Source organism: Sinorhizobium garamanticum (assembly GCF_029892065.1).
GTDB classification, from domain to species: domain Bacteria; phylum Pseudomonadota; class Alphaproteobacteria; order Rhizobiales; family Rhizobiaceae; genus Sinorhizobium; species Sinorhizobium garamanticum.
On the sequence record NZ_CP120373.1, the window covers coordinates 1,891,621 to 1,917,385 of the forward strand.

Annotated in this window: 18 protein-coding genes and 1 pseudogene; 4 read left to right on the forward strand and 15 right to left on the reverse strand. The window is 61.9% G+C overall.

All coding sequences use genetic code 11. The features are described 5' to 3' along the window. Positions 1 to 497 precede the first annotated feature (497 nt). A pseudogene (gene gltB / locus PZN02_RS08725) lies at positions 498 to 5,141 on the forward strand (glutamate synthase large subunit); the annotation flags it as partial. A 108-nt stretch (positions 5,142 to 5,249) separates the two neighbouring features. Continuing rightward, a complete protein-coding gene (locus PZN02_RS08730) occupies positions 5,250 to 6,707 on the forward strand; it encodes a glutamate synthase subunit beta (RefSeq protein WP_280661176.1) in 1,458 nt (485 codons plus the stop codon). Positions 6,708 to 6,764: 57 nt separating this feature from the next. Here PZN02_RS08730 and PZN02_RS08735 read toward each other — a convergent pair whose 3' ends face one another. The 3 genes from PZN02_RS08735 to PZN02_RS08745 form a co-directional block, all read right to left on the reverse strand. Then, positions 6,765 to 8,000: an SGNH/GDSL hydrolase family protein gene (locus PZN02_RS08735; protein ID WP_280661177.1), complete on the reverse strand. Its 1,236-nt coding sequence runs from the start codon at positions 7,998 to 8,000 to the stop codon at positions 6,765 to 6,767. Between the two features lie 189 nt (positions 8,001 to 8,189). Then, complete coding sequence (locus PZN02_RS08740) at positions 8,190 to 9,410, reverse strand: lytic murein transglycosylase (protein WP_280661178.1); 1,221 nt, start codon at positions 9,408 to 9,410, stop codon at positions 8,190 to 8,192. Positions 9,411 to 9,440: 30 nt separating this feature from the next. Then, positions 9,441 to 9,629: a hypothetical protein gene (locus PZN02_RS08745; protein ID WP_280661179.1), complete on the reverse strand. Its 189-nt coding sequence runs from the start codon at positions 9,627 to 9,629 to the stop codon at positions 9,441 to 9,443. Positions 9,630 to 9,709: 80 nt separating this feature from the next. On the opposite strand from PZN02_RS08745, the gene galU reads away from it, so the two are divergent. Beyond that, positions 9,710 to 10,597, forward strand: a complete 888-nt coding sequence (gene galU / locus PZN02_RS08750; RefSeq protein WP_280661180.1) for a UTP--glucose-1-phosphate uridylyltransferase GalU — start codon at positions 9,710 to 9,712, stop codon at positions 10,595 to 10,597. Between the two features lie 205 nt (positions 10,598 to 10,802). Here galU and PZN02_RS08755 read toward each other — a convergent pair whose 3' ends face one another. The 9 genes from PZN02_RS08755 to PZN02_RS08795 all read right to left on the reverse strand — a co-directional run bounded on the left by PZN02_RS08755 (position 10,803) and on the right by PZN02_RS08795 (position 20,886). Further along, positions 10,803 to 12,242 (reverse strand): outer membrane beta-barrel protein, encoded by a 1,440-nt coding sequence (locus PZN02_RS08755; protein ID WP_280661181.1) that lies wholly within the window; start codon positions 12,240 to 12,242, stop codon positions 10,803 to 10,805. Between the two features lie 116 nt (positions 12,243 to 12,358). Then, positions 12,359 to 12,814 carry an NfeD family protein gene (locus PZN02_RS08760; RefSeq protein ID WP_280661182.1) on the reverse strand — a complete coding sequence of 152 codons (456 nt, stop codon included), beginning with the start codon at positions 12,812 to 12,814 and terminating at the stop codon, positions 12,359 to 12,361. 10 nt (positions 12,815 to 12,824) lie between these two features. Continuing rightward, complete coding sequence (locus tag PZN02_RS08765; protein ID WP_280661183.1) at positions 12,825 to 13,820, reverse strand: SPFH domain-containing protein; 996 nt, start codon at positions 13,818 to 13,820, stop codon at positions 12,825 to 12,827. 101 nt (positions 13,821 to 13,921) lie between these two features. Beyond that, positions 13,922 to 14,956 (reverse strand): ferrochelatase, encoded by a 1,035-nt coding sequence (hemH, locus tag PZN02_RS08770; protein ID WP_280661184.1) that lies wholly within the window; start codon positions 14,954 to 14,956, stop codon positions 13,922 to 13,924. Positions 14,957 to 15,062: 106 nt separating this feature from the next. Next, positions 15,063 to 16,919: a 5'-nucleotidase C-terminal domain-containing protein gene (locus tag PZN02_RS08775; protein ID WP_280661185.1), complete on the reverse strand. Its 1,857-nt coding sequence runs from the start codon at positions 16,917 to 16,919 to the stop codon at positions 15,063 to 15,065. Between the two features lie 222 nt (positions 16,920 to 17,141). Next, positions 17,142 to 17,549, reverse strand: a complete 408-nt coding sequence (locus PZN02_RS08780) for a GFA family protein (RefSeq protein ID WP_280661186.1) — start codon at positions 17,547 to 17,549, stop codon at positions 17,142 to 17,144. 120 nt (positions 17,550 to 17,669) lie between these two features. Continuing rightward, positions 17,670 to 18,035, reverse strand: a complete 366-nt coding sequence (gene omp10, locus PZN02_RS08785) for an outer membrane lipoprotein Omp10 (protein ID WP_280661187.1) — start codon at positions 18,033 to 18,035, stop codon at positions 17,670 to 17,672. Positions 18,036 to 18,309: 274 nt separating this feature from the next. Next, complete coding sequence (locus tag PZN02_RS08790) at positions 18,310 to 19,761, reverse strand: homospermidine synthase (RefSeq protein WP_280661188.1); 1,452 nt, start codon at positions 19,759 to 19,761, stop codon at positions 18,310 to 18,312. 246 nt (positions 19,762 to 20,007) lie between these two features. After that, entirely contained in the window at positions 20,008 to 20,886 is an 879-nt protein-coding gene (locus PZN02_RS08795) for a heme-dependent oxidative N-demethylase family protein (RefSeq protein ID WP_280661189.1), read from the reverse strand. A 160-nt stretch (positions 20,887 to 21,046) separates the two neighbouring features. Between PZN02_RS08795 and PZN02_RS08800 the strand changes: the two genes are divergently transcribed. After that, a complete protein-coding gene (locus tag PZN02_RS08800) occupies positions 21,047 to 21,997 on the forward strand; it encodes a GGDEF domain-containing protein (RefSeq protein WP_280661433.1) in 951 nt (316 codons plus the stop codon). Here the strand turns inward: PZN02_RS08800 and PZN02_RS08805 are convergent. The 3 genes from PZN02_RS08805 to PZN02_RS08815 all read right to left on the reverse strand — a co-directional run bounded on the left by PZN02_RS08805 (position 21,962) and on the right by PZN02_RS08815 (position 25,722). After that, entirely contained in the window at positions 21,962 to 22,588 is a 627-nt protein-coding gene (locus PZN02_RS08805) for an aminotransferase class IV family protein (RefSeq protein WP_280661190.1), read from the reverse strand. The genes PZN02_RS08800 and PZN02_RS08805 overlap by 36 nt on opposite strands. Next, the gene (locus PZN02_RS08810) at positions 22,585 to 23,742 is read right to left on the reverse strand and encodes an aminodeoxychorismate synthase component I (RefSeq protein WP_280661191.1); all 1,158 of its coding nucleotides are present in this window, start codon (positions 23,740 to 23,742) and stop codon (positions 22,585 to 22,587) included. Before PZN02_RS08810 ends, PZN02_RS08805 begins: the two co-directional genes overlap by 4 nt. Positions 23,743 to 23,850: 108 nt before the next feature. Beyond that, complete coding sequence (locus tag PZN02_RS08815) at positions 23,851 to 25,722, reverse strand: M3 family oligoendopeptidase (protein ID WP_280661434.1); 1,872 nt, start codon at positions 25,720 to 25,722, stop codon at positions 23,851 to 23,853. Positions 25,723 to 25,765 lie beyond the last annotated feature (43 nt).

Sequence of the window (25,765 nt, forward strand, 5' to 3'; positions counted from 1 at the left end):
TAATTTAATTTTAAAAGCGCGAAATTTCCGGCAATCTTCGGCAAAATCTCTTCCATTATTTGCTGATATGCCCCTTGCGAAGGGGGGCGCTTTCTGGCATAGAGCGCATGAAATAGGACAGGTTTGCTGTCCTATTTCGGTCTAGGGACCGGAACAATCGCCGGAGGTGCCAAAAAATGCGGCATTCGGCGTGTAGCGCAAGGGGTTTTCGCCGGGTTTCATCCGGTTGTTGACGCCTGCCATCAGGATGGTCGCGGGACATTCGTGCCTGGTGCAGCCGCGCTTTATTTGCGACCTGATCAGGATCATGCGACGATAATGCCCGGCTTTGCCGCAGCGCGAAAGGCGCGCACGCGGCAAGGAATGCGCGGGCGGCGGTATGCCCGGAATTTCCGGGTCCAATAGGAGGGAAGACGATGACGGATCATTCGCCATCACAGCAATCAGGGCTCCACCTCGCACATACCACTGCGACGGTTGCGAAGACGCCCGCTTTCCCGTCCGGATTACCGCGAAAACAGGGGCTCTACGACCCACGGAACGAGCACGATGCCTGTGGCGTCGGCTTCGTCGCTCACATGAAGGGTGAAAAGTCGCATCAGATCGTGCGCGACGGCCTCTTCATGCTCGAAAACCTGACCCATCGCGGCGCCGTTGGCGCTGACCCGCTGATGGGCGATGGTGCCGGTATCCTCGTTCAGATTCCCGATCGCTTTTTCCGCGAGGAAATGGCGAAGCAGGGCGTTACCCTGCCGAAGGCCGGCGAGTATGCCGTCGGCTATCTCTTTATGCCGCGCGACGAAAAGCTGATCGCCCATTTCAAGGACGTGATCAGCGAGGTGGTCGCCGAGGAGGGTCAGCACCTGCTCGGTTTCCGCGACGTGCCGGTCGACAATTCGTCGCTTTCCAAGGCGCCGGACATCGCCGCTACCGAGCCGCACCACGTGCAGGTCTTCATCGGTGCCGGCCGCGACGCCGCGACCAATGCCGAATTCGAGCGCCGGCTGTTCACGCTGCGCAAGGTGATCTCCAACCGCATCTATGCGGAGGCAGACGGCGGCGACCTCGGCTTCTATGTCGTATCGCTGTCGACTTCGACCGTGGTCTACAAGGGCATGTTCCTCGCCTACCAGGTCGGCGCCTACTACAAGGATCTTTCCGACGAGCGCTTCCAGTCGGCGGTGGCGCTGGTGCACCAGCGCTTCTCGACGAACACCTTCCCGTCCTGGAAGCTCGCGCATCCCTACCGCATGGTCGCGCACAACGGCGAGATCAACACGCTGCGCGGCAACGTCAACTGGATGGCGGCGCGACAGGCTTCGGTCTCTTCACCGCTTTTCGGCGACGACATCTCCAAGCTTTGGCCGATTTCCTACGAAGGCCAGTCGGACACGGCCTGCTTCGACAACGCGCTCGAATTTCTGATCAGGGGCGGCTATTCGCTTGCCCATGCGGTGATGATGCTGATCCCCGAGGCATGGGCTGGCAACCAGTTGATGTCGCCGGAGCGCAAGGCGTTCTATGAATATCATGCCGCATTGATGGAGCCTTGGGACGGGCCGGCGGCAGTCGCCTTCACCGATGGGCGACAGGTCGGCGCGACGCTCGACCGCAACGGCCTGCGTCCGGCGCGCTACATCGTTACCAACGACGACCGCGTCATCATGGCGTCGGAGGCCGGCGTGCTGCCGGTCGCGGAGGAAAAGATCGTCAGGAAGTGGCGGCTGCAGCCGGGCAAGATGCTGCTGATCGACATGGAAGAGGGCCGTATCATCTCCGACGAGGAGGTGAAGTCTTCGCTCGCCAACAAGCATCCTTACCGCAAGTGGCTCGACGATACGCAGTTGATCCTCGAGGACCTGAAGCCGGTCGAGCCGCGGGCGCTTCGCCGCGACGTGTCGCTGATCGACCGCCAGCAGGCCTTCGGTTATTCGGTGGAAGACACCAAGATCCTGATGTCGCCGATGGCGACGACCGGACAGGAAGCGATCGGTTCGATGGGCACCGACACGCCGATCTCGGCCATGTCGAACAAGCCCAAGCTGCTTTACACCTATTTCAAGCAGAACTTCGCTCAGGTCACCAACCCGCCGATCGATCCGATCCGCGAAGAGCTGGTGATGAGTCTCGTCTCGTTCATCGGTCCGCGGCCGAACATTCTCGACCACGAGGGCATGGCGCATGCCAAGCGGCTCGAGGTTCGCCAGCCGATCCTCACCAATGGCGACCTCGAGAAGATCCGTTCGATCGGTCACACGGAAGACCGGTTCGACACCAAGACGCTCGACTTCACCTTTGACATTTCGCGCGGTGCGGAAGGCATGCCGGAAATGCTCGATCGCCTCTGCGAGCGGGCGGAAGCGGCGGTCAAGGGCGGCTACAACATCATCGTGCTCTCCGACCGCCAGGTTGGCCCGGATCGCGTTGCGATCCCGGCGCTGCTTGCGACCGCGGCCGTACACCATCACCTGATCCGCAAGGGCCTGCGCACCTCGGTCGGCATCGTGCTCGAGTCGGGCGAACCGCGGGAAATACATCATTTCTGCCTGCTTGCCGGCTATGGCGCCGAGGCGATCAATCCGTATCTCGCCTTCGACACGCTGGTCGACATGCACAAGCGCGGCGAGTTCCCGAAGGAAGTCGACGCCAACGAGGTTGTCTACCGCTACATCAAGGCGGTCGGCAAAGGCATCCTCAAGGTCATGTCGAAGATGGGCATTTCGACCTACCAGTCCTATTGCGGCGCGCAGATCTTCGACGCCGTCGGCCTGTCGTCGAAGCTCGTTGACCAGTACTTCTTCGGCACGGCGACGACGATCGAAGGCATCGGTCTCGAAGAGATCGCGGCCGAAACGGTCGCCCGCCACAAGGCCGCGTTCGGCGCCGATCCGGTGCTCGCCAACACCCTCGATATCGGTGGCGAATATGCCTATCGCATGCGCGGCGAGAGCCATGCCTGGACGCCTGACGCCATCGCCTCGCTGCAGCACGCGGTGCGCGGCAACGCCGAGGACCGCTACCGCGAATTTGCCGACATGGTGAATGCGTCGTCGCTGCGCATGAACACGATCCGCGGCCTCTTCACGATCAAGAGCGCCGAGGCCGTTGGCCGCAAGCCGATCCCGATCGAAGAGGTCGAGCCTGCGGCGGATATCGTCAAGCGTTTCTCGACCGGGGCGATGTCCTTCGGCTCGATTAGCCGCGAGGCGCATACAACGCTGGCGATCGCGATGAACCGCATCGGCGGAAAGTCGAACACCGGCGAAGGCGGCGAGGAGAGCGACCGCTACATGCCGCTGCCGGATGGTTCGATGAACCCGCAGCGTTCGGCGATCAAGCAGATCGCTTCCGGCCGCTTCGGCGTCACCACCGAATATCTGGTCAACGCCGACGTGCTGCAGATCAAGGTGGCCCAAGGTGCAAAGCCCGGCGAGGGCGGCCAGCTTCCCGGCCACAAGGTCGACGCGACGGTTGCCAAGACCCGGCATTCGACTCCCGGCGTCGGCCTCATCTCGCCGCCGCCGCACCACGACATCTATTCGATCGAGGATCTGGCGCAGCTGATCTACGATCTGAAGAACGTGAACCCGGAGGCGGATGTTTCGGTCAAGCTGGTGTCGGAAGTGGGTGTCGGCACGGTTGCGGCCGGCGTTGCCAAGGCACGCGCCGACCACATCACCATCGCCGGCTTCGACGGCGGTACCGGCGCCTCGCCGCTGACCTCGCTGAAGCATGCAGGCAGCCCCTGGGAAATCGGCCTTGCCGAAACCCAGCAGACGCTTGTGCTGAACGGCCTGCGTTCGCGCGTCGCATTGCAGGTCGACGGAGGCCTGAAGACCGGCCGCGACGTCATTATCGGGGCGCTGCTCGGTGCCGACGAGTTCGGTTTCGCGACCGCGCCGCTGATCGCCGCCGGCTGCATCATGATGCGCAAGTGCCACCTGAACACCTGTCCTGTCGGTGTCGCCACCCAGGATCCGGTGCTCCGCAAGCGCTTCAAGGGCACGCCGGAACACGTCATCAACTACTTCTTCTTCGTTGCCGAGGAAGTGCGCGAGATCCTCGCCTCGCTTGGCGTGAAGAAGCTCGATGAGATCATCGGTGCTTCGGAACTGCTCGAGCGCGACCGCATGATCGAGCACTGGAAAGCCAATGGCCTCGACTTCTCGAAGATCTTCCACAAGGTGGAGGCTCCCAAGGAGGCGACCTATTGGACCGAGCGCCAGAAGCATCCGATCGACGACATCCTCGATCGCAAGCTGATCGAAAAGGCGAAGACCGCGCTGGAAACCAAGGCGCCCGTCGCCTTCGAGACGGAGATCAAGAACGTCGACCGTTCGGCCGGCGCGATGCTTTCCGGTGCGCTCGCCAAGCGCTGGGGCCACAAGGGGTTGAAGGACGATACGATCAACGTGACGCTCAAGGGCACGGCGGGCCAGTCGTTCGGCGCCTTCCTCGCTCGCGGCATCACCTTCGACCTGGTGGGTGACGGCAACGACTATGTCGGCAAGGGCCTCTCGGGCGGGCGCATCATCGTCCGGCCGCCGGAAACGTCCCGGATTGTGCCGCATCAGTCGATCATCGTCGGCAACACCGTGCTTTACGGAGCAATCTCGGGCGAATGTTACTTCAATGGCGTCGCCGGCGAGCGCTTCGCGGTGCGTAACTCCGGTGCGATCGCGGTCGTCGAGGGTGTCGGCGATCACGGTTGCGAATACATGACCGGCGGCGTGGTCGTCGTCATCGGCGGTACGGGACGCAACTTCGCGGCCGGCATGTCCGGCGGCGTCGCCTATGTTCTTGACGAGGAGGGCGATTTCGCCCGCCGCTGCAACATGGCGATGGTCGAACTGCAGCCGGTGCCGGAGGAAGACGACATGCTGGAGAAGCTGCACCACCACGGCGGCGACCTCATGCACAAGGGCATGGTCGATGTCTCGGGCGACATGACACGTCATGACGAGGAGCGGCTCTACCAGTTGATCTCCAACCATCTCCACTACACGGGCTCGCCCCGTGCCAAGGAGATCCTGGATCAGTGGACGGATTACCGACCGAAATTCCGCAAGGTCATGCCGGTCGAATACCGCCGTGCGCTCGAGGACATGGAACGCATGAAAATGGCAGAGGCGGCCGAATAGGAGGCCCCGGTGAAACAGGCTCCCGGTTCATCAAAGACTGGTTCGGGGGCCCCTCACGCGCGCTTGTCAAGAGCGGCTGTTCAGACGCGAAGCTTTCAGGATGATACGATGGGTAAGGTAACTGGATTTCTCGAGATCGACCGGCAGGTGGCAAAGTACCAGCCGGCGTCCGACCGCATCCGCCATTTCCGTGAATTCACCATTCCAATGTCCGACCAGGAGGTGCAGAAGCAGGCTGCGCGCTGCATGGACTGCGGCATCCCCTATTGCCATGGGCCGACAGGCTGCCCGGTGCACAACCAGATCCCGGATTGGAACGACCTCGTTTACAACGGCAACTGGGACGAGGCGATCCGCAACCTGCACTCGACGAACAACTTCCCGGAATTCACCGGCCGCGTCTGCCCGGCGCCTTGCGAGGAAGCCTGCACGCTGAACCTCGAGGATGTGCCGGTTGCGATCAAGACGGTCGAGCAGGCGATCGCCGACAAGGCGTACGAAATGGGCTACATCGTGCCGCAGCCGGCCGTTACCAAGACCGGCAAGAAAGTCGCGATCATCGGTTCCGGCCCGGCCGGCATGGCGGCCGCCCAGCAGCTGGCCCGCGCCGGCCACGAGGTCCATGTCTACGAGCGCGAGTCGAAGCCGGGCGGGCTGCTGCGCTACGGCATTCCGGACTTCAAGATGGAGAAGAACTTCATCGATCGCCGCATCGAGCAGATGGGGGGCGAGGGTGTGACCTTCCATTGCGGCATCAATGTCGGTGTCGACCTGCCGGTGCAGCAGCTCCTCGACGACTGTGACGCTGTTCTTTATTGCGGCGGCTCCGAGACGCCGCGCGACGCTGGAATTCCGGGCGTGGAATTTGCCGGCGTGCACGATGCGATGCCCTATCTGGTGCAGCAGAACCGCCGCCTTGGCCGCGAAAACATCGACAGTGTCGGCTGGCCGTCCGAACCGATCCTCGCCGGCGGCAAGCATGTCGTCGTCGTCGGCGGTGGCGATACGGCGTCCGACTGCGTCGGCACGGCCTTCCGCCAGGGTGCGGTCAAGGTGACGCAGCTCGATATTCGTCCGCAGCCGCCGGAAAAGGAAGACAAGCTCGCCGTCTGGCCGTTCTGGGCGACGAAGATGCGCACCTCCTCCAGCCAGGCGGAAGGTGCTGTTCGCGAGTTCCAGGTCGCGACGCTGGAGTTCATCGGTGACGAGGACGGTGTGCTCACCGGTGTCAAGTGCTGTCAGGTGGACGATCGCCGCAAGCCGATCGCCGGAACCGAATTCATCATCAAGGCCGATCTCGCCTTCATCGCCATCGGTTTCCGTGGGCCCTTCGCCAACAGCGTGCTCAAGGACCTCGGCGACAACCTGGTGCTCAACACCGATCGGCGCGGCTCCACCAACGTCGTGGCCAATGAGAAGGACTACAAGACGTCGGTCGACAAGCTCTGGACCGCCGGCGACGTTCGCCGCGGCCAATCGCTCGTCGTCTGGGCGATCCGCGAAGGCCGCCAGGCGGCCCGGGCCATTGACGAAGCGCTGATGGGGTCGAGTGTCCTGCCGCGGTAATCCGGCCCGTTTCATGAAATAGGGAGAGGCCCTGCTGGCGGGGCCTTGTTCTTGGACTCACTTCTGAGCGGTAGGCTTGTCCACCACAATTTCCGGCTTTGCCAGACGGAAATCATCGACGCGTCCGGGCGGTGCGGCGACGATCTCGCCTTTCTCGATAAGCAGGTCGCGCGGGCTCTTGCCGGTGCTCTTCAAAGGCGCATCGCCTCCAAGCAAGGCGGTCGCCCCGTCGAGTTCCGGATCGGTCAGGCCGATCGGCTGCGTCTTGACGATATCCTCGTTGGCAAGCGGTGCCGTGACGACCAGGTCCTTCAGTTCCTCGGCGCCCGGCACGTCGGGCGTGGCGGCCGCCTCGCCGAGCAGCTTGCGGATATCCTTCTCGACGTAGAAGGCGAGCTTGCGCTTGCCGGCCTTGGTGAGATTGATGCCGTCCGAGCCGCGCAGGCGGACCTGCTGGCCGTTGACGTCGGAGCCGGTCAGGACGAATTTGCCGCCCTCGTCGACGAAGCCATCCCAGATGTCGATGAACTGTCCGCCAGCCTTTTCCACCTCTTCGCGGAAGAGGCCGTTGAACGTCACCATGTCGGCGGTCATGGCGCTCGACTGGAACGGCGGCATGCCGACCCAGAGAACCGGTAATCCATCCTTGCGTGCCAGAGTCGCGAGCGCGTTCACGCGCTTGCGGTATTCCTCCGTCCAGCGATCGGTGCGGAACTGCTCCTTGGTGTCGCCAATCCGCATCATCTGGCGGTCATTGGCGCCGAGGCTGACGACGATGACGGAAGGTTTCAGCTCAGTCGCATAGTCCGGCAGCATCTTCGGCCAGTCGAAATAGTCGTTCCGGACAAGGCCCGAGGAGCCGTTGGCGCGCGTCTCGATCACCACCCCCGGTGTTGTCTCAAATGCAGTCTTGAGGCCATCGCCAAGGCTTCCGGCAACGAAGTCGCCGACGACCAGGACCTTTTTCGCATCCGGCGATTTTGCGATGACTGGTGCCGGCGGCGGCGCGTCGGCGATCCGCGGCTTGGCGCGGGCAGGGCGCGTGCGCTGCGGCTCTACCGGCTGCTGGCGGCGCTTGAGCACGCGCCGTGGCGCGGGCTGGCGGGGAAAGTCGTATTGCTCCTGGTAATAGCGTCTTTGAGGGACGAAGACGCCGAAGAGTCTCTGCAGAACGTTCCGGCGCGGGACTGGCTCCTGCGCCTCCGCCACTGTGGCAAAGAAACCGGCAAAAAGCATCGCCGCCGCGCCCATGAAGATCGGGGCGAAACGAAACGGAAGCAAGAACCGTCTCATCGGTGCGCTTCTGATTGGCAACATGATCGCTTTCACCGTCGAACGCAGCAATTCAAAGTGTTCAGCAACCTCTGCGCGTCTGGTAAGCGCGCGGCGCTGTAGTGCAGTCCCACCATACGTCAAATCACGGCGATTTGGGATCGAATGATCGGAAATCGCCGTGATCGTGAAAAATCGCGCAAGGTGCGATTAGTTGCGCAGGGCGCGCAGGAGGTGCTGCGTCGGTTCGCCGTCCGGCGTCAGACCGTTCTGGGTCTGGAAGGCCTGGATCGCAGCCTTGGAGCCTGAGCCGAAATTGCCGTCGACTTCACCGTTGTAATAACCGAGTTCCTTCAGGCGGTTCTGCAATTCGAACTTTTCGCTGATATCGAGCGATCCGTCCGGGCGCGGCCAGCGCTGCTGCATCCCCGCGTGGCCGGCGATCTGGTCGGCCAGCAGTCCGACGCCGAGCGCATAGGAATCGGATGCGTTATAGCGCTTGATGACGAAGAAATTGCGCGTCATCAGGAAGCCGGGACCATTGCCGCCAGTTGGAAGCTTGAGTTCGGCGCGTGTGTTGGGGCTGCGAAAACCCTTGCCATTCGGCCGGAGGAAGCCGAGCGCTGCCCACTGGCCGAGCGTCTTTGTCTGGCCGGAATATTTCGCTGCATTTGCCGGCGGCACGACTTCGTAGCCCCAGGTCTCGCCGGGCTGCCAGCCGTTCTTCCTCAAGAGGTTGGCGGCTGTGGCCAGTGCATCCGGGACCGAATTCCAGATGTCGCGGTGCCCGTTTCCATCGGCATCGACAGCATAAAGCAGGTAGCTCGTCGGAATGAACTGCGTGTGTCCCATGGCGCCCGCCCAGGACCCGGTCAGTTCGCGTGGCGTGATGTCGCCGCTCTGGAGAATCTTCAGCGCGGCGATCAACTGTGTCCTGGCAAATTTGGCCCGCTTCCGATCGGCATAGGCAAGGGTGGCAAGCGCGCGCGGCACATAATGGAGCCTGTCGTCCTTTTCGAGAACGGCGCCGTAGTTCGTTTCCATCGACCAGATCGCGAGCAGAACGTTCCTGTCGACGCCGAAGTGTCGTTCAAGCGAGTTGAGCGTGCGGGCATGCTGGGCGGCCATTTCCTGTCCGACCCGCTTCGTGTACGGATTGACACGCGAGTCGATATATTCCCAAATCTTGTGCTTGAACTCGGGCTGGTAGTTCGCCTTTTCAAGCACTGCGGGATCGGGCGTCTTCACGCCGGCGAAGGCCTTGCGGTAGGTCGCCTGCGTGATGCCGCTCTTGGCGGCGGTCGCGTAGAAATTGTTGATCCAGGTCTGGAAGCCCGTGTCTGCATGTGCAGGTGCTGAGCCAAAGGTGGCGGCGGTAACGACGAGGGCGGCGGCGATATGGCTAAAGAACGTCCTGCGGTTTCTGATCATCAGCTATCGGTTCCGTTTCTCAGCGAGCGTTCAGCCGGCGTTCATGCCGGACGGAATACTCCGGGTTTGCAATGTCGCCCGCAGCAGGCCGCGAAAGGGCAGCTTGCGGTTCTTCTTCACTCCGAACAGCGGAAACCGCATCGGATCAGGGGAGAAGCCTACAGAAACGAAGTCAACAAAGTCTTTACCATGAATAAGGCACGTCGCCGTCTTTTGCAAAAAAATAGCGATCGGCGACTATATCCAATCCAATTTGCCTTTTTCGGGCTAGAGTTGAGAAACACTGCAAGGAGGTGTCTATGACCGACAAGCGTAAAGTCCGCAAAGCCGTGTTCCCCGTGGCGGGCCTTGGCACGCGTTTCCTGCCGGCAACCAAGGCGGTGCCGAAGGAGATGCTGACGGTGGTGGACAAGCCGGTCATCCAATATGTCGTCGACGAGGCGCTGGAAGCGGGCATTGAGCATCTGATCTTTGTGACCGGCCGCAGCAAGGCGGTGATCGAAGACTATTTCGACATTCAAGTCGAACTCGACCAAACGCTCCGCGAACGGAACAAGAAGGCGGAAATCGAGCTGCTCGAGGGCATATTGCCGAAGGCCGGCACCACCAGCTTCACGCGCCAGCAGGCGCCGCTCGGCCTTGGCCACGCGGTCTGGTGCGCGCGCGATCTCGTCGGCAATGAACCTTTCGCGCTACTTTTGCCCGACATGATCATGAAGGGTGAGAAGGGCTGCCTCAAGGGCATGGTCGAACTCTACGAGCAAAGCGGTGGCAACGTGATCGCCGTTGAGGAATGTGCGCCAGACCAGGCCCATAAATACGGTATCGTCGGCGTCGGCGACAAAATCGGCGATGGCTTCAAGATCACCAAGATGGTCGAGAAGCCCGCGCCCGGTACCGCGCCGTCCAACTTCTTCATCAACGGTCGCTACATCCTGCAGCCAGAGATCTTCCCGATTCTGGAGCGGCAGGAGCGCGGCGCCGGCAACGAGATCCAGCTGACCGACGGCATGGTCAAGCTTTCCGGCGAACAGCCTTTCGCCGCCTATCACTTCCGCGGCGACACCTATGATTGCGGGGCGAAGGACGGGTTCATCCTCGCCAACGTCGCCTTCGCGCTCGAGCGCGGCGACATTCGTCCCTCCGTCGAAGGGCCGCTGAAGGCATTGCTGCAAAGCCTGAAGTGATTTCTACTGCAAAGTGCTACAGCGACCTTTGCGCGTCCGATAGACGCGCGGCGCTGTAACGGATGTCAAATCCAGGCCGCGTCGAGAGGCGCGGCCTTTTCATTGGGCCGTCGAAGGGGATGCATATTGCATGACGGCACGGGCATTGCGCCTTTGGCACTGCAATGCCGGCGGAGAACCGCTACACAATTTCCGTGAGGCGCTCCTAGCGCCTTAGCGTCAGTCCGACGCCGATGCGGGCGGTATCGGTCGACTCGCCGCGGTCCCGGTTCGTCCGTTCGTAACTGACGTCCCCCGTGAGTGCGAGATAGCGAGTCATGTCCCAGGTCAGGCCGGCACCGGTTCGCCAAGTGGTTTCGTCGGAGGATGCGGCATCCGAGGGGAAGTTGCGCAGCGTCAGGCTGTTCGACAGGCGGGCAAGCAGCGTCGAGCGCAGTTGGCGGGTGACTATGCTGGTCAGTTCGTAGTCGATCGAGCCTGCGTCGCCCGGTGTCGTCGAAGGGTCGAGATAGGTTGCGAGGCCAAACAGGACATCGGTACCGCGCTGCGGCGACCAATTGACGCGTCCGTCCGCCGAAAGGCCGCGAAGATCACCCAGACGGTCGTCGTCGAAACGATAGGTTCCATAGCCGAGTGCGAGTTCGCCGTTGAGCTTCTCCCCCAGATCGACCTCAAGCCCGGCTCGGCCCGCATAGCTGTGATAGGACCGCTCGAAGCCGAGGGCGTCCTGGCGCAGATCGTAGTTCGATTTGCCGACAGACGCTTCAAGAAAGGGGATCAGGGCGGGAGACAGCTCGTAGCCAACGCGCGCGTCCAATAGGCCGATGTTGCGGTTGCGGTCCTCGACGGAAAGCGTCGTGCCGTTGTCGAGTTCGACGTCGCCATAGGTTCGGCGCTCGAAATCGACGCCGAGCGATCCGCGAATGAGACCGTAGTCGCGCTCGACCGCCGCGCCGAGCCGATAGATGTTGACGCCGGATTGGGTCTCGGCATTGGCAATGGCGTTGGGATCGTTGGCGTCTTCCCGTTCGAAGCTGTACCCGGCCGTCAGCCGGGCGGTCGTCTGGTCGCTGAGGTCGAGGCGCAGTTCGGCGTCAACATCCGCGCGCGGTTCTTCTTCCCCCTCGCCGGACGTGTTGTTCTGCAGGACGCCTTCGCCGGTGACGCTCAGTTGATGGCGTGACCAGTCGGAAGTCAGCGAGCCCTTGAGGCCGGTCTCGATGAAGCTGCGGCTCTCGCTCCGACCCCCAGTCTTCTGCTGCTCGTGGTTGAAGGTCTCGCTGAGAGCAGGCTTCAGGACGAAGGTGCCGATACGGATGCCAGGTGCCTGGCCCTCGTAGGGGTCGATTCGCGTGCGGAGGCCATCGATCGTCTCCTCGCGCCGGTTCAGGCGGTTGAAGTCCTCGTCGAGCGCTGGAGGAAGATCGCTGGCGGCAACGGCGCCGGTCGTTTGCGGGTCCGGTATCGCGGCGGTATTGCCCGTTGCACCGGTGATGCCTGTTGCAGTGCCGGCAGTCGACGGATTGTCGAGGCTTTGTGCCGCCGCGGGCGTTGCGATGAAGATGGCGCAGCCCGCCAGGAGCCATGCCCGCATCCTCGGGCGCAAGGCGCCCGCCGTGACCGAGCGTGAAATTATGGGCTCCATGCGCCGTCTGTCCGCAAAACGTGATTGCAATCGTTTCGCAACCGTAAAGGCGCGTGGTTAACCAATCGTTTCCAAACGGAAAATCCGGTTTTCAGGACCGGTTTCCGGCGATTCGCTCAGGCGCGCTCGACGGTGAGCTGCCGCCCGCTGCTTGCCACGATGCGCACGCGCGTGCCGGCGGGAAGGTCCGGCCCTTCGACAGACCAGGTCGTGTCGTCGAGGCGCACGCGCCCGCGGCCTTCCGCAATTGGTTGCTCAAGCACCGCCGTGCGGCCGACGAGGCCCTCGCCACGCTTGTTGAGCAGCGGCTCGTCGCTCTCGACCGAGGAGGAGACGAAGCGCCGCCCGATGAGCACCGCGAACACTGAATGCAGCGCGAAGACGACGACCTGGAGCTCCCAGAACCAGAATGCCGTATCCCAGAGGAGGAGGGACAGGCTGCCGGTAGCGAGCGCTGCGAACCCGATCCAGACCAGGAAGACGCCCGGCGCCACCAATTCCGCCGCCAGCAGGACGAGGCCGAGCACCCACCAGCTCCAGGGTCCGAGTTCGAGGACGATGCGTGCGATCATGGGGACGCCCTCAAGAGGTCGTTTCGGAGGAATTGGTGGTCGGACCCGTGCGCGGCGTCGACTGGCGCGGGCGAGGCGAGCTTGGCGGCTGGCCATCGCCGAAGACTTCCCTGGCGATGGCGCCGATGCCGCCGAGCGAGCCTATCAGCGAGGAGGCCTCCATCGGCATCAGAACGATCTTCTGGTTGTTTGCCGTGCCGATCGCAGCGAGCGCCTCGGTGTATTTTTGCGCGACGAAATAGTTAATCGCCTGCACGTCGCCGGCGGCGATCGCTTCGGATACCATCCTCGTCGCCTTGGCTTCTGCCTCCGCCAGCCGCTCGCGCGCTTCCGCGTCGCGGAACGCGGCCTCGCGCTGCCCCTCCGCCTGAAGGATGGCAGACTGTTTCGAGCCCTCCGCGCGCAAGATTTGCGCGTTCCTGGCACCTTCGGCTTCGAGCACCTGGGCGCGCTTTTCGCGCTCCGCCTTCATCTGACGCGCCATGGCGTCGACCAGATCCTTCGGCGGCGCGATGTCCTTGAGCTCTACGCGGGTGATCTTGATGCCCCAGGGATTGGCAGCCTCGTCGACGACGTGAAGAAGCCGGTCGTTGATCGTGTCGCGGTTCGAAAGCAGCTCGTCGAGATCCATCGACCCCATCACCGAGCGGATGTTTGTCATCGTCAGATTGAGAAGGGCGTTCTCGAGATTGGACACCTGATAGGCGGCCTGCGCGGCATTTAGCACCTGATAGAAGGCCACCGCATCCGCCGCGACGCTGGCATTGTCCTTGGTGATGACCTCCTGCGTCGGCACATCGAGAACCTGCTCCATCACGTTCATCTTCGCCCCAATGCGATCGATGAAGGGAACGATGAGGTTTAGCCCCGGCTCCATGGTCTTCGTGTAGCGCCCGAAGCGCTCGACCGTGTAGCGATAGCCCTGCGGTACCGTCTTGATCCCGGCAAACAGCACCAGGATAACAAGAACGACGAATGCAATGACTGCGATATCCATGCCGCCCACCGACATATCTCCCTCTTCGCAACTCCAGCGTTTGGAGTGCCCCAAGAATATGACGTGGCGATTCGGCGCAATAATTCAAGCGGTGTGTAGAGAAGGGCCGTTTAAAGCCAGCCCTCAAGCTCGCGGCGGACCACGTGGTTGAGCACTGCCATGCCCTCGGCGCTGTCGTTCAGGCAGGGAATATGCGCAAATTTCTCGCCGCCATTGTGGTGGAAGCTTTCGGCGGCCTGGCCGGCGATTTCCTCAAGCGTCTCCAGACAGTCGGAGACGAAACCGGGGTTGACGACGGCGAGGCGCTTGACGCCATCCTTTGCCAGCTTCTCGACCGTCTTGTCCGTGTAGGGCTGTAGCCATTCCTCCGGGCCGAAGCGGGACTGGAAGGTAACCTGCAGCTTGTCCTCCGGCCAGCCGAGCTTCGCGCGCAGAAGCCGCGTAGTCTCCTGGCATTGGAAATAATAGGGATCGCCCTTGTCGGAATAGCTCTTCGGGATGCCGTGGAAGGAGGCGAGCACGACTTCCGGCTCCCAGTCGAGCGTTGCAAGATGCTTGCTGATCGAGGCGGCGAGCGCATCGATATAGACCGGGTCGCCGGCATAAGCTGGAACAGTGCGCAGCGCCGGCTGCCAGCGCATCTTCAGCAAGGCCTCGAAAGCCTTGTCGTTGACTGTCGCAGTCGTGGCCGCGGCATATTGCGGATAAAGCGGGAAAACGAGGACGCGATCGCAACCTTCCTGCTGCAGCGCCTCCATGCGCGAAGCGATGGACGGCTGGCCGTAGCGCATCGCCCAGTCGACGGTGACCTGCGGCCGATCGGCAAAGGCCTTCGCCATCAGTTCGGCCTGGTTGCGGGTGTAGGTGCGCAGCCAGCTTTCGTTGCGTTCCTTGTTCCAGATCACCTCGTAGGCCTTGCCGACCTTGCCGGGTCGCGTGTTGAGCACGATGCCGTAGAGGATTGGATACCAGTAGAGACGCGACCATTCGATGACGCGCCTGTCGCTCAGGAACTCCTTGAGGTAGCGACGCATCGAGGCGTAGTCGGTGCCGTCCGGGGTACCGAGATTGACAAGCAGCACGCCGATCTTCCCGTGTTTCACGGCGGGGTGCTCGGTGTTCGGTTCGGCTTGTGCGGTCGTCATCTCATTCCTCGCGGGCGCTTTGTGCGCCGTCAGTTTCAAACTCTTCTAAAAAGAAAATCCGGCGCGGGAAAGCCCGCGCCGGCATGACAAGCAGAGGCAAATTGTCTTACTTGGCCGGGATTTCCAGTTCCCGCCCGATCGGTAGCGCCCGCGGTGCCGGGTCGCCATTGGCCGCCGATATCTTCTTCCACTCGACGCCGTTGCCGTAATAGGACTCGGCGAGGTCCCAAAGCGTGTCACCGCTGGCAATGACATGCTTCTGAGGCCCGCCAGCTGCGGTCTCGGTTGAAGGCTGCGCCGGTGCGGCTGCGGTGCCCTCGGCCGGTTTCGTCTCGGTTGCCGTTGCACCGGCGGCCGCAGTGACTTCCATGATGCGGCCATCGGTATAGGGCTTGAACGGCTGGTGTGCTGCCAGATAGTCAGCGAGCACGGTCTCCAGCCCCGGACCATAATCGTAGGCGTTCTCGCCCTTGGTCTCGAAGACGTCATAGCCGTCGCCGCCGCCGCGCATAAAATTGTTGCTGACGAGCGAATAGGTCTTTTCCGGGTCGAGCGGTGCGAAGGCCTCGCCCTCCTTTACCTCGACAGACACGAGCCGGCTGCCGGTCGGCTTGGAGCGGTCGAAGGAATATTTGAGGCCAGCCACCTGCGGGAAACGCCCGCCGCCCTCTTCGACCTGGCTGAGGCCATTCTCCAGCGCGGTGCGAATGTCGGCGCCCTTCAACTGGAAGGTCGAGAGCGTGTTCTGGAAGGGGAGCACGGTGATGGCTTCGCCCATGGTCACGTCGCCGGCGTCGATCGAGGCGCGCAGCCCGCCGCCATTGGTGATGGCGATCGTGACACCCTGACCCTTGGCGCGGTCGAGCATGGCGTCGGCCACCAGCGTGCCCATTTCGCATTCCTTGGCGCGGCAATTCTCGCGTGAACCGTCGATCGGAGCCTCGGTCTTGGCGATAACCTTGGTTCGCAGCTCTTCGATCGGCTTGGCAAGTTCCTTGATCCGGGCAAGGACCGCTTCGTCGGGCTTCACCGAGGAGTCAATGAGAATCGGATCGCCCTTGGCGGCCTTCACGACGCCGCTGTCATCGAAGGTGACGACGAGGTCGCCGAGATATTTGCTGTAGGAGCCAGCCTGCACCACCGGCGCCTTGTAGCCGCCCGGGTTGTCGACCATGGTCGGATACGGGCCTTCCGCCTTCTCGTCGGTATTCGACAACAGGCTGTGGGAGTGGCCCCCGACGACAACGTCGACGTCCGGGATCTTGGCGATGGCAGCGAGGTCGCGCGGGTAGCCGACATGGGTCAGCGCGATGATCTTGTTGACGCCCTGTTTCTTGAGTTCCTCAACGGCACTCGTAATCGTCGCAACATCTTCACCGATCAGGATGTCCGGTCCGGGGGAAGCAAGTTCGGGCGTATCGTTGGCGACGGCGCCGACGATGCCGATCTTCTGACCGCCGACGTCGAGCACGATCGAGGGCTTGATCCGGTCGCCGATCTTCGACTTATGGCTTGGCAGCACATTGGCGGTCACGACCGGGAAGGTGACCTTGTCGAGGAAGCTGGCGAGCCCGTCTTCGCTTTCGTCGAACTCATGGTTGCCGACGGTCATCGCATCGAACTTCATCAGGTTCAGGAATTCCGCTTCCGCCGCGCCCTTGTAGGTGGTGAAGAAGAGCGAGCCCTGGAAGTTATCACCGGCATTGAGCAGAAGCATATTCTTGCCCGCTAGCTCCTGGCGTTTCTGGTCGATCAGCGACTTCAGGCGGGCGACGCCACCAAAGCACTCGTTCTTGCCTTCGTCTTCCGCCGAGCAGGTCGAATCGAACTTGTTGATCGACTCGATGCGGGAGTGGAGATCGTTGATGTGCAGGATGTTCAATTCATAATCGGCGAAGGCGGCGCCCGAAGAAAGGGCAAGAATAGACGCGGTCATGAGGCCGGTCCGTATGTGTCTGATCATGATGCTCTCCCGTTCTGCCTGTGGATTTCCGATCGATTGGGAAACCGCGCGGAAATGCTCGATCCCCTGACCGAGGTGGCGTGCCGGATGTTTCCACCAGTTGCGGCCGACTTCAAGCGCTAAAGCCGCCCTTTCTTTGCCGGATTCCAACTAGGGTTAAGCCGGCTGCCGAACTAGGCGATATGGCCTTCGAAGGGGCCGCGATGCCTGATGTCGTCCAGTCTAAAGATGCCGCACCTCGGCGGGCGTTGCCGCCCAATTGTCATTGCGGCCGTCGTAGTAGCTCACAGGCGCCGCCATCAGCTCGTCAAAGTCGACGCCGTCAAGGCATGCAACATTGATATTGAGGTATGGAGCGCCCGTCATGTTCGGGACGCCGATGCCCTCAAAAGGGTGCACACCGCAATGCTTGCAGAAGAGGTGATGGGCGAACTTGTTCTTTCCCTGAAAATCCGTCAGTTCGCTCTCGCGTTCGATGAGGCGAAAAGCTTCCGGCCTCACACGAACAGACCAGAGGCGCATCTTCGTGCAAATGGAGCAATTGCACTTTCCGGTGCCGGCACTGATGTCCAGATCGGCCTCGAAGCGAACCGCGCCGCAATGGCAGCTTCCTGTGTAGGTCTTCAGCATCGCCTTCTCGGAATGGAATGAGGGTTTTCGCGGTCAAACATGACAAAAGGCCCGCGCTTGGGCGGGCCCCCATCGTATCGCCAGGATGTGGACGGGGACGTTGCCGCGTCGCCGTCCGCTTCAGCCGCGGCGCGTAAGCGAGAACTGAGCGCCGGAATCGGTGGTGCAGTTCAACTGCGTTGGTGCAACGAGCGCGCAGTTGACCTTCGACTGGGTGTTGCGCACCAGTGACGTCATGCTGATTTCGACAAGCGTCGGGCTGACATTCACGTAGTTGCCGGAAGCAAGCAACTGGTTGGTGTCTGTCGTGCGTGTAGAGAACGTCCCGCCGGCGAAGGTGGAAACGATGCCGTTCGGATCGACCCAGGCGCCCTCGACGCCGGCCGCCTGGCTCGGCGGCGGTCCGCCGATTTCCCGTGGCGACGACTGGCATGACGCCAGCGCTGCCGCGGCGGCCAGAAGGGTCGGAATGGCGAAAGGCTTCATTGGCGTTTTCTCCCGCGTCTTGCCTTGGCGGTTTCGTTCGGTGCGCGGAACCATGCCGCGATCATGAGTTGAAAGCAAGACCGTCACTGAAATCTCGGCGATTTCGCATTCACTCGCGCCTGGTCGTAAACCTGATCGATTCTAAGATGTTAGAGCGCGATTTCCTCTTTCGGGGCGGTTGTTTTCGCCCTGTCGTGCAACCCTGTCACTCATATGAAAAAGCCCGGAGCAGTTATGCTCCGGGCCCTATTTTGCAACTTATATGCCGCGGCTTTTAGCGGAAGAGGATGTTCCGGAACTGCCACGGATCCTTGGTGTCGAGGTCTTCCGGGAACAGGCCCGGACGGCCCTCAAGCGGCGTCCAGTCGGTGTAGTGACCTTCGACCGGGCCGAGATAGGGAAGCTGCACTTCCAGGCAGCGCTTGTAGTCCATCTCGTCGGCTTCGACGATGCCCGCCTTCGGGTTCTCGAGTGCCCAGACCATGCCGGCGAGAACGGCGCTCGTCACCTGCAGGCCGGTGGCATTCTGATAGGGCGCGATGCTCCGGGTTTCTTCCAGCGACAGGCGCGAGCCATACCAGTAGGCGTTCTTGTCATGACCGTAGAGCAGGACGCCGAGTTCATCGATGCCGTCAACGAGTTCGTTCTCGTCGAGAACGTGGTGCACCGGCTGCGCATTGCCGCCATTGCCGAACATCTCGTGCAGCGAGAGCACGGCGTCGTTGTTGGGATGATAGGCATAGTGGCAGGTCGGGCGGTACGTGACTTCGCCGTCCTTACCGTTAACGGTGAAGAAGTCGGCGATCGAGATCGACTCGTTGTGCGTGACGAGGAAGCCGTACTGCGGGCCCGGCGTCGGGCACCAGGTGCGGACACGCGTGTTTGCGCCCGGCTGTTCCAGATAGATCGCCGCCTTGCAGCCCTTCTTGTGCTTCTTGGCGTTCTTCGGCATCCAGGTTTCGTGCGTGCCCCAGCCAAGCTCGGCCGGCTGCAGGCCTTCCGAAATGAAGCCTTCGACCGACCAGGTGTTCCAGAAGACGTCGAGCGGCTTGGGATTCTTGCTGCGCTGCGTGTCGCGCTCTGCAATATGGATGCCCTTGACGCCCGCCTTCTTCATCAGCTTGGCCCAGCCTTCGCGGTCGTCCTGATGCGGCTCCTCATATTTCAGACCGAGATCGTCGGCGAGGTTGAGGAGCGCCTTCTTGACGAACCAGGAGACCATGCCCGGGTTGGCGCCGCAGGTCGAAACCGCGGTGGTGCCGCCCGGGTTCTTCTGCTTTTCCTTACGCACCGTCTCGCGCAGCGCATAGTTGGTGCGTGCGGCGTTGTCCATTTCGGTGTTGAAGTAGAACCCGAGCCAGGGCTCCACGACCGTGTCGATGTAGAGGACATCGAGCTTGCGGCAAAGCTTCATAAGATCGAGCGAGGACGTGTCAACGGAGAGGTTGACGCAGAAGCCCTGTCCGTCGCCCTCGGTCAGCAGCGGCTTCAACAGTTCCTTGTAGTTGTCCTTGGTCACGTAAGCCTTGACGTGGCGCACGCCATGGCGCTCGAAAATCTCCGTATCCTTGGCATCTTCGCGCGGTTCGACCACAATCAACCGGTTCTTGTCGTATTTGAAGTGGCGTTCGATCAGCGGCAATGTGCCGTGGCCGATCGAACCGAAACCGATCATGACGATCGGCCCCGTGATCTCGCCATAAACCGGATAAGTGGTATCTGCCATTTTGGTCTTCTCCTGAGGAAACATCCCTGTGAGGTTGGTTGAAATGCGCGGGAAAGCGGGCGTTTGAGTCTCTGTTCAAGCCAGGAGCGCCCGCGCGTTCGATGAACGCGCCGAGGGCGCTGAAGCACTGCAGTTCCAGAGTATCTTTCCCGCTTTCAGGTGAAATCGCTGAAAGCGGATGCTCTAAGAGCATAGTTTCCTGTCACAATAAAGAGCCGGCGCGTCAACCGCGACTTTAGACTTTGCTTAACCGGCAATCGCCAGCAACGCCGCGATCAGGGCCTCCCGCTTGCTCACAAGACCCTTGTATGCTGCCTGTGGCAGCGTCAATTCGCGCAGTTCGGCAACGAAGGATCGGGCAAGTCCTGCCGCATCCGGTCGGTTTCTGAGTGCGGCGAGCGGGTCGGAATAGATGCGGATCGTGAAGACGATCGCGCCGGTTTCCGGCAGCTTGCGAAGCGTCTGGCGCTCGATGCGGATGAAGGTGCGGTCTTCGGAAAGCGACACCGCCTCCGCATCGACCTCCTCGGATTTCGACTTCGACAGATGCAGCGCGCCGTCGACGTTGATCGCCCAGTTGAAGCGTTCGACGAAACGTCCGGGCGAAAGATTGTCGAACATGCGGGTGATGAGTTCGGCATTGCGCGTGCCCTGGCCGAAGCCGGGAACGGGCGCATGAATCTCGTGCATCGCCCGGCCGAATTTCTCCGCGAGCGACCAGGAGGATGGAAAGGCGACATAGGCCGCGGCAAGTCGCCAGTCGCCATCCTTGCGCTCCATGATGGCAAGGTCGTCCTGAACCAGTGAGCCCGCGGTGACGAGAGCGGCATCGCCGGCAAGCGCCACCCGGCGCTTACCGACGACCATCGCGTCGCCCTCGCGTCGGTAAAGCGCTGGATATCGGTTGGGCAGGTATTCGGTGAGCACATTCAGGAGTTCGCTCTGCGCAGGCTCCGTTCCGGTCTCGGCAACGAAAATGTTCTCGCGCATGGAGGCGAGCAGCCGCGCCTTTTCGTCGAGATAGAACTCAAGCGCATCGTCCGGTTCAATCCACCGATCGGGGTCGAGCTGGACGAGGCCGATCGTGAATGGTTTTGACGAACCGTCGTAGGGGGTGTGTTTCATGCTGAAGAACCAAAAGACTTCGCCGCTTAACCATATTCCCTTCCATTGGCATGGCGGGCATTCGGCCACAAGCGATTCGTGTTATAGCTCTTGCGCGTATATATTCTTGCTGTAATTGCATTTCCCTAATGCGTTTGCCCGGAGGGATTGAGATTTGACCGTGATTGGCGACCATCTCCAGACCTTGATGGAACTGGAGGCCCGATCGCCCGTATTGATCGCACTTTATGATCAGCAGGACCGTTTGTGTTTTGCCAATGATGCATTTCGCGCCGCCTATAATCTCGCTCCGGACGACTTTCCGATCTGGGCTGATTTGATGCGGCGCAACTATGCCTGCGGCAAGGGCACGGTGGTGAAGACGGACGACATCGAAGCCTGGATCGCGGCCACGGTCCATCGGCGCGGCAAGGTCCCGTTTCGTGCGCTCGAAACCGACCTTCATGACGGCCGTTGGCTGTGGATGACCGAGACGGTCGACGCCAATGGCTGCATGCTTTGCATCGCCGTCGATATCACCTCGATACGCGCCGAGGAACGCGCGCTGCGACAGGACCGCGATTTCGCGGTGCGTGCATCGCAGGTGGACGAGCTCACCAGCGTGCCGAACCGGCGCTACACGATGGACAGGCTTACCGACTTCATTGCGAACTGCAGCGGCAATCCGGACATGTGGGGTTGCGTGGCGATCATCGACATCGATTACTTCAAGGCGATCAACGATCGCTATGGCCACCAGCGCGGCGATGAAGTTCTGCTCGATTTCGCCCGCCAGATGCAGGGGATCGTCCGCCGCTCAGATTGTTTCGGCCGAATCGGCGGCGAGGAGTTCATGCTGATCCTTCCTGACACGACGGTCAGCGAGAGCCATCTCATCCTAGATCGGGTGTTGGATAAGGTGCGTAGCGCCCGCCCGCTCTCGAACATCCCGGAATTCTACTACACCTGCTCGGTGGGGCTCGCGGAATACCGCGACGGCGACACGGTCAACGATATCTATGCGCGCGCGGACGAAGCCCTCTATCTTGCCAAGCGCGAAGGGCGCGACCGCGTGAAGCGCTATACGCTCGCAGGCTCAGACCCCGAGTTTCGCGCGGATCAGACCTCGTAGCGAATTGCCGAGATAGAGGTCCCCGCATTCAAGATCGGCAGGCGAGAGACGAGAAACGCGCGCGCGGCGCTGGCAGATGAGTTCGGCGCGCAGCACGCCGGCAAGCAGGCCGCAGGCAATCGGCGGCGTTTTGAGGATGCCGCTTCCGTCATCGAGGAAGACGGAGGTTATCGTGCCTTCGCAAACCTCGCCCTTTTCGTTGAGCAGGATGACTTCGTCGGCTTCCGCCGACGAGAACTCGCTGCGCGCCGCCTCGAAGATTCCGCGCCGCGTCGTCTTGAACCGAAGCAGCCGGTTGCTGGAATCGATCGTTGTGGCAGCGATCCGCACGCGCCAGACGGCATCGTCGGGAAGAGGGGCAAAGGGAGCGGTGGTCACGGCGATGGCCCCGTGGCGGTCAAGCGTCAGGCGGACCCGCAGCGGACCTGCAGCACCGCGCACGGCTTCCCTCAGCTGCGCTTCCGTAGCGTCTGCGCCGGCAAAGCCAAGCCGCCGCGCCGAGCGCGTCAGCCGCGCCAGATGCAGCCGCAGCCGGACGAAGCCGGTCTCCGGCTCGAAGCGCAGCGTCTCGATCAGCGAAAAATCCGTCATCGCGCGATCTCGGCGTCGCCGACGGCGAAGCGCGCCTTCAACAGGCATTCGTCATATTCGGCCTCGGCCTTTGAATCGAAAACGATGCCGCCGCCGACATTGAAGACCGCCCGGCCGTCTGGAAACAGCGAGATCGTCCGGATCGCCACGTTGAATCGCATGACACCGTTCGGGGCGATGAAGCCGATGGCGCCGCAATAGGCGTCGCGCGGCCCGCTCTCCAGTTCATGAAGGATTTCCATCGCCCGGATTTTTGGCGCGCCGGTGATCGAACCGCAGGGAAAGAGAGCCGCAAAGATATCGGCGATGCCGGTGTCGGGCCGAAGCTTGGCCCTGACGTGGCTCACCATCTGATGAACGGTCGGATAGGTTTCAATGTCGAAGAGTTTTGGAACGTTCAACGTTCCGACCGTGGTGACGCGGGAGATGTCGTTGCGCAAGAGGTCGACGATCATCCGGTTTTCGGCCTGGGTCTTTTCGTCTGCCCGCATCGCGGCGATGATCGCCGCGTCCTCTTCGGCCGTCGCGCCGCGCGGCGCCGTGCCCTTCATCGGATGCGTTTCGATCCAACCGTCGGCGTCGACGTGAAAGAACAGTTCCGGTGAGCGCGAAAGAAGAACCGGGCCGTCGAGCGACACCAGCGCCCCGTATTTCACCGGCTGGCGCTCGATGAGCGACCAGAAGGCCGCGCGTGGGTCGCCCGACCAGCGTGCGTGGATCGGCATCGTCAGGTTCGCCTGGTAGCAATCTCCCTGGCGCAGGTGCTGATGGAGGCGTTCGAACCGCGCGCGGTAGGCGGGAAAATCCCAACCCGCGCGAGGTTCGGAGAGGAGAGGCTCGTTTTCCATCCGTCGCTGCGGTTCGCCGAGTGGATGACCCTCCGCGGGCGCGTCGAAGACGCCGAAAGACATCAGCGGCGTTTCACGGTTCTCCTCGGCAAAGGGCTCAAGCTTTTCTTCGAAAAGGTGCCCTGCCTCATAGGCCATATAGCCGGCGAGCCACTTTCCGGCGCGATGAGCGCCTTCGATTTCCCCGAGGCCGCGCCGGAACTCACTTCGCGTCCGTGCCGTGATGACGCGTGAGGGTTCGGCGAAAACCGTCGTCCGGTTCTCGCTGTCGTCCCGGAAAAGGACATAGGGCGCATTCTCGATCATCGAAGCTGGTCGTCGTCCGTTCAACATCCGGCCGTTGGGGCATGCAGCGATTCAAAGTGCTACAGCGGCCTTTGTGCGTCTCACAAAGACGCACGGCGCGGTAGTGGCTCAGGCCTTATCAAGCGCCTCCAACTCGTCGATCAGCCCCTCAATCATCGACAGTCCCTGCGCCCAGAACGACGGATCGGTCGCGTCGAGCCCGAAGGGCGCCAGCAGTTCGGAATGATGCTTGGTTCCTCCGGCCTTCAGGAGCTCGAAATACTTCTCCTGAAAGCCCTTCTCGGCCTTTTGATAGACGGCGTAGAGCGAGTTCACCAGGCAATCGCCGAAGGCGTAGGCATAGACGTAGAAGGGCGAGTGGATGAAATGGGGGATATAGGCCCAATAGGTCTCGTAGCCGTCGGAGATCCGGATCGCGGGACCGAGGCTTTCCGTTTGAATCGAAAGCCACATTTCGCCGAGGTCGTCGGCGGTCAGTTCGCCGTCCTTGCGAGCGGTGTGGACCTTGCGCTCGAATTCATAGAAGGCGATCTGGCGCACGACCGTGTTGATCATGTCCTCCACCTTCTGCGCGAGCATCGCCTTGCGCTCGCGCTTGTCCTTGGTCTGGTCGAGGAGTGCACGGAAGGTCAACATCTCGCCGAAGACGGAGGCGGTTTCGGCAAGCGTCAGCGGCGTCGAAGCCATGAGCGCACCCTGAGCGCCGGCGAGCACTTGATGCACGCCGTGGCCGAGTTCGTGGGCGAGTGTCATCACGTCCCGCGGCTTGCCCATATAATTGACGAGCACGTAGGGATGGACGGAGGGAACCGTCGGATGGGCGAAGGCGCCGGGCGCCTTGCCGGGGCGGACGGGTGCGTCGATCCAGAGGTCATCGAAGAAACGGCGGGCGATCGTTGCCATTTCCGGAGCGAAGGCGTGATAGGCAGAGAGCACCGTGTCCTTCGCCTCGTTCCAGGGAATGATGGCGTTTGGCGTTTCGGGGAGCGGGGCGTTGCGGTCCCAGAAATCCATCTGCTCCATGCCGAGCCATTTCGCCTTCATGGTGTAGTAGCGGTGCGAGAGGCGCGGATAGGCGGCCTTGACCGCGGCGGCCAGCGCGTCCACGACCTCCCGTTCGACGCGATTGGCGAGATGGCGGCTGTCGGCGATATCCGCGAAGCCCCGCCAGCGGTCGGAGATTTCCTTGTCCTTGGCAAGCGTGTTGGTAATCAGCGTGAAGGTGCGGATGTTCGCCTTGAAGGTTTCGGCGAGTGCCATGGCCGCCTTCTTGCGGGTCTCCGGCGAGGGATCCTGCAGAAGGTTCAACGCAACCTCGAGCGGCAACGCCTCGCCGTCGACGTTGAAGGTGAGCGCGGCAACGGTCTCGTCGAACAGTCGGTTGAAGGCTGACGCGCCGGTCATCGACTTTTCGAGGAAGAGCTGCTCCAGCTTGTCGTCGAGTTGATAGGGCTTGTCCTTGCGCAGGTCGAGGATCCACGGCTTGTAGTGTGCCGCAAGGCTGTCCTTTGTCAGAGCCGCATCGATGATGCTGTCCTCGATACGGTTGAGTTCCAGCGAGAAGAACAGGAGATGCGCCGACATGTCGGTGAGCTTCGACTGGACGTCGCCATAGAGTTTGCCGTTCGCCGGCTTGGACGTGTCGGAGAAATAGGTGAGCCCCGCAAACGAGGCGATGCGGCCCATCAGATCCTCGAGCGCCTCGAACTCCTTCACCGCTGCGCCGATTCCCTCGTCGCCGGTCTTGCCGGCGGCATCCGCAAGCTTGCCTTTCCATTTCTTCTCAAAGGCGATCGCGGCGGCATCCGCCTTCGCCATGTCGGCGCGGAATGCTTCCGACGTGGCGGACGCGTAAAGATCTTCAAGCCGCCAGGACGGCAGATCGCCGAGGTCGGCGGCAGCAGCATGCGCCTGTCCGGCCGTCGCACGAAGAGCGAATTGAATGGCAGAAGCGGCAGGGTTTCGAGTGGATAGAGGCATCATTGGATTTCCCGTGTTCGTGGCGGAAGCAGCAGGGCATAGG

Coding starts and splice junctions, on each gene's coding strand:
- PZN02_RS08730 (WP_280661176.1), top strand. CDS start 5,250: ATGGGTAAGGTAACTGGATTTCTCGAGATCGACCGGCAGGTGGCAAAG.
- PZN02_RS08735 (WP_280661177.1), bottom strand. CDS start 8,000: ATGAGACGGTTCTTGCTTCCGTTTCGTTTCGCCCCGATCTTCATGGGC.
- PZN02_RS08740 (WP_280661178.1), bottom strand. CDS start 9,410: ATGATCAGAAACCGCAGGACGTTCTTTAGCCATATCGCCGCCGCCCTC.
- galU (WP_280661180.1), top strand. CDS start 9,710: ATGACCGACAAGCGTAAAGTCCGCAAAGCCGTGTTCCCCGTGGCGGGC.
- PZN02_RS08755 (WP_280661181.1), bottom strand. CDS start 12,242: ATGGAGCCCATAATTTCACGCTCGGTCACGGCGGGCGCCTTGCGCCCG.
- PZN02_RS08760 (WP_280661182.1), bottom strand. CDS start 12,814: ATGATCGCACGCATCGTCCTCGAACTCGGACCCTGGAGCTGGTGGGTG.
- hemH (WP_280661184.1), bottom strand. CDS start 14,956: ATGACGACCGCACAAGCCGAACCGAACACCGAGCACCCCGCCGTGAAA.
- PZN02_RS08775 (WP_280661185.1), bottom strand. CDS start 16,919: ATGATCAGACACATACGGACCGGCCTCATGACCGCGTCTATTCTTGCC.
- PZN02_RS08780 (WP_280661186.1), bottom strand. CDS start 17,549: ATGCTGAAGACCTACACAGGAAGCTGCCATTGCGGCGCGGTTCGCTTC.
- omp10 (WP_280661187.1), bottom strand. CDS start 18,035: ATGAAGCCTTTCGCCATTCCGACCCTTCTGGCCGCCGCGGCAGCGCTG.
- PZN02_RS08790 (WP_280661188.1), bottom strand. CDS start 19,761: ATGGCAGATACCACTTATCCGGTTTATGGCGAGATCACGGGGCCGATC.
- PZN02_RS08795 (WP_280661189.1), bottom strand. CDS start 20,886: ATGAAACACACCCCCTACGACGGTTCGTCAAAACCATTCACGATCGGC.
- PZN02_RS08805 (WP_280661190.1), bottom strand. CDS start 22,588: ATGACGGATTTTTCGCTGATCGAGACGCTGCGCTTCGAGCCGGAGACC.
- PZN02_RS08810 (WP_280661191.1), bottom strand. CDS start 23,742: ATGATCGAGAATGCGCCCTATGTCCTTTTCCGGGACGACAGCGAGAAC.
- PZN02_RS08815 (WP_280661434.1), bottom strand. CDS start 25,722: ATGCCTCTATCCACTCGAAACCCTGCCGCTTCTGCCATTCAATTCGCT.